This window comes from Reyranella soli (assembly GCF_007992495.1).
GTDB lineage: Bacteria > Pseudomonadota > Alphaproteobacteria > Reyranellales > Reyranellaceae > Reyranella > Reyranella soli.
Genome location: NZ_BKAJ01000297.1, coordinates 1 through 5149, shown reverse-complemented (window position 1 = coordinate 5149; position 5149 = coordinate 1). Strand labels below are relative to the sequence as shown.

The window sequence follows — 5149 nt, the reverse complement described above, 5'->3', positions numbered from 1 at the left end:
GGCTCTAGAGTTCTTTGTGATCACATATTTTGGCCAGTGAAACATGCGCCGCTACGACAAGTCGATCGCACTCTACGAACGGACGAAACGGCATCTCGCCGGCGGCGTCAGCAGCAACGTACGCTACGCCAGCACGCCGGTGCCGCTGTTTTTCGCCCGCGGCGAGGGTGCGCGGCTCTACGACGTCGATGGCAATGTCCACATCGACTATGTACTGGGCAACGGTCCTGCGATCCTGGGCCATGCGCCCAGGCCTGTCATCGAGGCGGTGGCGCGCACCCTGGCTGACGGCCAGGTCTACGCCGCCCAGCATCCGCGCGAGACCGAGTTGGCCGAGCGCCTGTGCGGCCTGCTGCCCGGCGCCGAGGTCGTGCGCTTCGCCACGTCCGGCACCGAGGCGGTGCTGATGGCGATGCGGCTCGCCCGCGCCTTCACCGGCCGCGACAAGATCCTGAAGTTCGAGGGCCACTATCACGGCTGGAGCGACCAGGCCTATATCAGCGCGCGACCGTCGTTGAACGAGGCGGGGCCGGCCGACGAGCCCGTGCCGGTCGCGGGCTCGCCCGGCATCCCGGCAAGCGTGCTGCAGGACGTCGTGGTCGCGGGCTGGAACGACCTGGCCGCGCTCGAGGCCGCGTTCGAGCGACATCCCGGGCAGATCGCCGCCGTCATCATGGAGCCAGTGATGGTGAATGGCGGCGCCGTGGTGGCCGAGGCAGGCTACCTCGCGGGCGTGCGCGATCTCTGCCGCGCCAAGGGGGCGCTGTTCATCTGTGACGAGGTCATCACCGGCTTCCGCGTTGGCCTGCGTGGCGCTCAGGGCCGGTTCGGCGTGACGGCCGACCTTGCGATCTACGCCAAGGCCGTCGCGGCAGGGTTTCCGCTGGCCATGGTCGGCGGGCGGCGCGATGTCATGGATACGCTGCTCGACAAGGGCGTGATGCATGGCGGCACCTACAACGGCAACGTCCAGAGCATGGCGGCCGCCATCGCCGCCCTCGACGAGCTGGAGCGCGACGACGGCGCGGTCTATCGCGATCTCGAGCGGCGCGGCACGCGGCTGATGCAGGGGCTGGCAGCTCTGGCCGCCAAGCATCGCCTGCCGATGCGCGTACAGGGACTGCCGGCGATCTTCCAGGTCTTCTTCGGCGGCGGCCCGGCGCTGCGCAACTACCGCGAGGCCGACGCCTGTGACCGCGATGCCGTGCTGGCCTTCCAGCGCGCGCTGCAGGAGGAGGGCGTCCGCATCAACCCGGCCGGCAAGTGGTTCCTGTCGACCGCGCACGACGATGCCATCATCGAGGACACGCTGGCCGCGGCCGATCGCTCCATGGCGACGCTGCGATGAGCGACATCCGCCTCGAAGGCGTGAGCAAGCGCTACGGCGCCGTCGCCGCGGCCGACGAGGTGGACCTTGCGGTGGCGCAGGGCGAGTTCGTCACCATCCTGGGCCCGAGCGGCTCGGGCAAGACGACGTTGCTGTCGCTGATCGCCGGGCTGAACCGGCCGACGGTGGGGCGCATCTTCATCGGCGGCCGCGACGTCACCGACGCACCGGCGCAGCAGCGCAACATCGGCCTGGTCTTCCAGTCCTACGCTCTGTTCCCGCATATGACGGTCCTGGAGAACGTGCTGTTCCCCTTGGGCGTACGCAAGATCGGCGGCGCGGCGGCGCGTACCCAGGCGCTCGATGCGCTGAAGCTGGTGCGTCTCGACGGCCTGCAGGATCGCAGGCCGTCGCAGCTTTCGGGCGGCCAGCAGCAGCGCGTGGCGCTCGCGCGCGCCATCGTCTTCAAGCCCGACATCCTGCTGCTCGACGAGCCGCTGGGCGCGCTGGATCGCAAGCTGCGCGAGGAGCTGCAGGTCGAGCTGAAGCAGCTGCAGCGCTCGCTTGGCGTCACCACGCTCCTGGTGACGCACGACCAGGAGGAGGCGCTGTCGCTGTCCGACCGCATCATGGTGCTGGACAAGGGCCGGACCCAGCAGGTTGCGGCGCCGGCCGACGCCTATCTGCGGCCGGCCAACCGCTTCGTCGCGGAGTTTCTAGGCATCGCCAACTTCGTCGGCTTGGCAGACGGCCGTACCGGGCTGGTGCGGCCGGAGCGCGTGCGCGTGGCCGCGGCGAACATCAATGGCGGCCGGCCGGCGCGGGTCGTCGAGACGATCTATCTCGGCCAGATGGTGCGCTATCACCTGTCGCTGGTTGGTGAGGCGGTGCCGCTGGTGGCGGCGCTACCCTTCGTCGGCAAGGCTTTTGCAGCGGGCGACGAGGTCGCGGTGTCGTGGGATACGGCCGATATCTGGCCGGTGGCTTGAGGTGGGAAGGCAACTGAGGAGTCGGAGATGAAAAGGCGTAGTTTCGTCAAGGCGGCGGCGGCGAGCCTGCCGACATTCGGTATCCTGTCGGCGGCGCGGGCGCAGTCGAAGGAGATCCGCATGATCGAATCGGGCGGTCTCAGCGGCGATTCGATCCAGGTGGGCTATATCGATCCGTTGAAGGCCAAGACCGGCATCAACGTCGTGCGCGAAAGCCCGAGCTCGCTCGGCAAGCTGCGGGCGCTGGTCGAGAGCGGGCAGAGCGGCACGACGCTGTTCGAGCTGGGGTCGGGCGTCGTGCTGCAGGCCAAGAAGCTCGGGCTGATCGAGAAGCTCGACTGGGCAGCGATCAATCCCGCGGCGATGTTCCCCGAGGCCAAGAACGAGTACGGCTTCGGCTACCAGTACTTCTCGACCATCATGGCGTGGCGCAAGGGCCAGAAGGAACCCAAGAACTTTGTGGAGTTCTTCGATACCAAGGCGTTCCCCGGCAAGCGCACCCTGCCGGATTACCCGCACTATTGCCTGCCATTCGCGCTGCAAGCGGCGGGAGTGCCGATCGACAAGCTGTTTCCGCTCGACGTCGACCTCGCCTTCAAGAAGCTGAACGAGATCAAGAAGGACGTCGCGGTGTGGTGGAAGGCGGGTGCCCAGCCGCCGCAGCTGATGAAGGACAACGAGGTGCAGTACGCGATCTGCTGGTCGGGCCGCGTCGTCGGCGATCCGGCGTTCGGCCTGAACTTCGCCGGCGGCAAGGCCGACTTGAGCTACATCGCCGTGGTCAAGGGCTCCAAGTCCGAGGACAAGCTGGCCGCCTGGAAGCTCTATCACGAGATGTCGCTGCCGGAGAACCAGGCCAAGGCCGCGGGGGTGATCTCCTATACCGGCCCCAGTCCCGATCTCGATGCGCTGCTGCCGCAGGACAAGCTCTGGCAGTTCCCGACCAGCAAGCAGAACAAGGCCGTGCAGTATTTCGAGAATGCTGAATGGTGGGCCGACAACGGCGAGGCTGTGAACAAGAAGTGGGAAGCCTTCAAGCTCAGCCTGTAGGAATGGTTTCTCGACACCAGCCTGCCTCCCCACGCTGCGCGTGGGGAGGTGTCCGCGAAGCGGACGGAGGGGTCATGAGCAGCAGTCGTGGTGCCTATGACCCCTCCGGCCCTGCGGGCCACCTCCCCAGCTTCGCTGGGGAGGAAGTGCCTAGGCCATGAACCGCTCCACCGGCTTCGCCTTCATCGCACCGCTCCTGGTGCTGATGATCGTCGCCTTCAACCTGCCCATCCTCTACATGCTGGGCCTCGCCTTCTGGGAGAAGGGGCAGGGCTTCACGCTGGAGCACTACGAAGGCCTGCTCGAAGCGCCGGTCTACCTGCGGGTGCTGGGCAACACGCTCCGCATCTCCTTGATCGCCACCATCGCCAACGTGGCGATCGGCTATCCGCTGGCGCATTGGATGCGCGGCCTGGGTCGTCGTGCGCGGCTGGTCGCCATCGCCCTGGTCGTACTGCCCTTCTGGGTCAGCATCCTGGTGCGCACCTATGCCTGGATCGTCGTGCTGGGCAATGGCGGGCTGGTCAATCGCGGCCTGCAATGGCTCGGCCTGACCGATGCGCCGGTCCAGTTCCTCTACAACGAGCTCGGCGTCACCATCGGCATGGCCAACGTGCTGCTGCCGTTCCTGGTGCTGCCGCTGTTCGCCGCCATGATCCGCATCGACGACCGGCTGCTGCAGGCGGCGGCGTCGCTCGGAGCCCCGCCGCGCACGATCTTCTGGAAGGTCTATTTTCCGCTGACCCTGCCGGCGCTGGCGGCCGGCACCTTGCTGGTCTTCATCCTGTGCCTCGGTTTCTACGTCACGCCGGCGGTGCTGGGCGGCGGGCGCGTGCCGATGATCTCCAACCTGCTCGACACGCTGATCAACCAGATCCCGCGCTGGGAACAGGCGTCGGCGATCTCGACCATCCTGCTGATCGTGGCGCTGCTGATCTTCGCCGGCTACCGCCGGCTCGACCGCAAGGCGTCAGCATGACGAGTACACCCTGGAGCCGCCGCTTGCTTGCCGCCACCGGCATCTTCGGCCTGGTGTTCCTGACCGTGCCGCTCCTGATCGTGATCCCGATGTCGTTCTCGCCGGCGCGGGCGCTCACCTTTCCGCCGCCCGGCTTCTCGCTGCGCTGGTACCAGACCTTCTTCGGCGATCCGCGCTGGATGGAAGCGATGTGGACCTCGACGGTCGTGGCGGTGCTGTCCTCGGTCGCGGCGCTGGTGCTGGGCAGCCTGGCCGCCTACGGGCTGCGCCGCGGCAGCTTTGCCGGCCGTGACTGGGCCGAGGGCAACTTCATGTCGCCGCTGATCGTGCCGACCATCATCGTGGCCATCGCTCTCTATCTCAGCCTGGCGAAGGTCGGCCTGCTCGGCTCGTTCATCGGCCTGGTCGCGGCCCACACCGTGCTCAACGTGCCGCTGGTCATGATGGTGATGGGCGTCGCCGTGCGCGAGTTCGACCTGCGCATCGAGCAGGTGGCGTGGAGCCTCGGCGCGTCGTGGAGCTACACCGTGGTCAAGGTCATGCTGCCCAACCTGGCGCCCAGCGTCTTCGCCGCCTGGATCTTCGCCTTCATCGGCAGCTTCGACGAGGTGATCGTCACCTCCTTCATTGCCGGCAAGTACGAGACCGTCCCGAAGAAGATGTTCAACGAGCTGATCCTCGAGGTGAATCCGACGATCACCGCCGTCGCCACTCTTCTGATCGCGGTGACGGTGCTGGCGTTGGCAGCCGTTACGCTCGTCCTCAGCCGTGCCGGCAAGTTGAAGCAGACGATCGTCTAGAGCC

5 protein-coding genes are annotated in these 5149 nt (G+C 67.0%); all 5 read left to right on the top strand.

Annotated elements, in window-relative coordinates:
* Positions 1-43: 43 nt before the first annotated feature.
* The 5 genes from RSO01_RS45910 (at position 44) to RSO01_RS45890 (ending at position 5145) form a co-directional block, all read left to right on the top strand.
* A complete protein-coding gene (locus RSO01_RS45910) occupies positions 44-1348 on the top strand; it encodes an aspartate aminotransferase family protein (RefSeq protein WP_147157323.1) in 1305 nt (434 codons plus the stop codon).
* A complete protein-coding gene (locus RSO01_RS45905) occupies positions 1345-2316 on the top strand; it encodes an ABC transporter ATP-binding protein (protein ID WP_147157322.1) in 972 nt (323 codons plus the stop codon). The genes RSO01_RS45910 and RSO01_RS45905 overlap by 4 nt, the downstream gene beginning before the upstream one ends.
* Before the next feature lie 27 nt (positions 2317-2343).
* Positions 2344-3366: an extracellular solute-binding protein gene (locus RSO01_RS45900; RefSeq protein ID WP_147157321.1), complete on the top strand. Its 1023-nt coding sequence runs from the start codon at positions 2344-2346 to the stop codon at positions 3364-3366.
* Between the two features lie 157 nt (positions 3367-3523).
* Positions 3524-4345, top strand: coding sequence for an ABC transporter permease (locus RSO01_RS45895; protein WP_147157320.1), 822 nt, complete (start codon positions 3524-3526; stop codon positions 4343-4345).
* On the top strand, positions 4342-5145 hold the full coding sequence (locus RSO01_RS45890) for an ABC transporter permease (protein ID WP_147157319.1): 804 nt from the start codon (positions 4342-4344) through the stop codon (positions 5143-5145). Before RSO01_RS45895 ends, RSO01_RS45890 begins: the two co-directional genes overlap by 4 nt.
* Positions 5146-5149 lie beyond the last annotated feature (4 nt).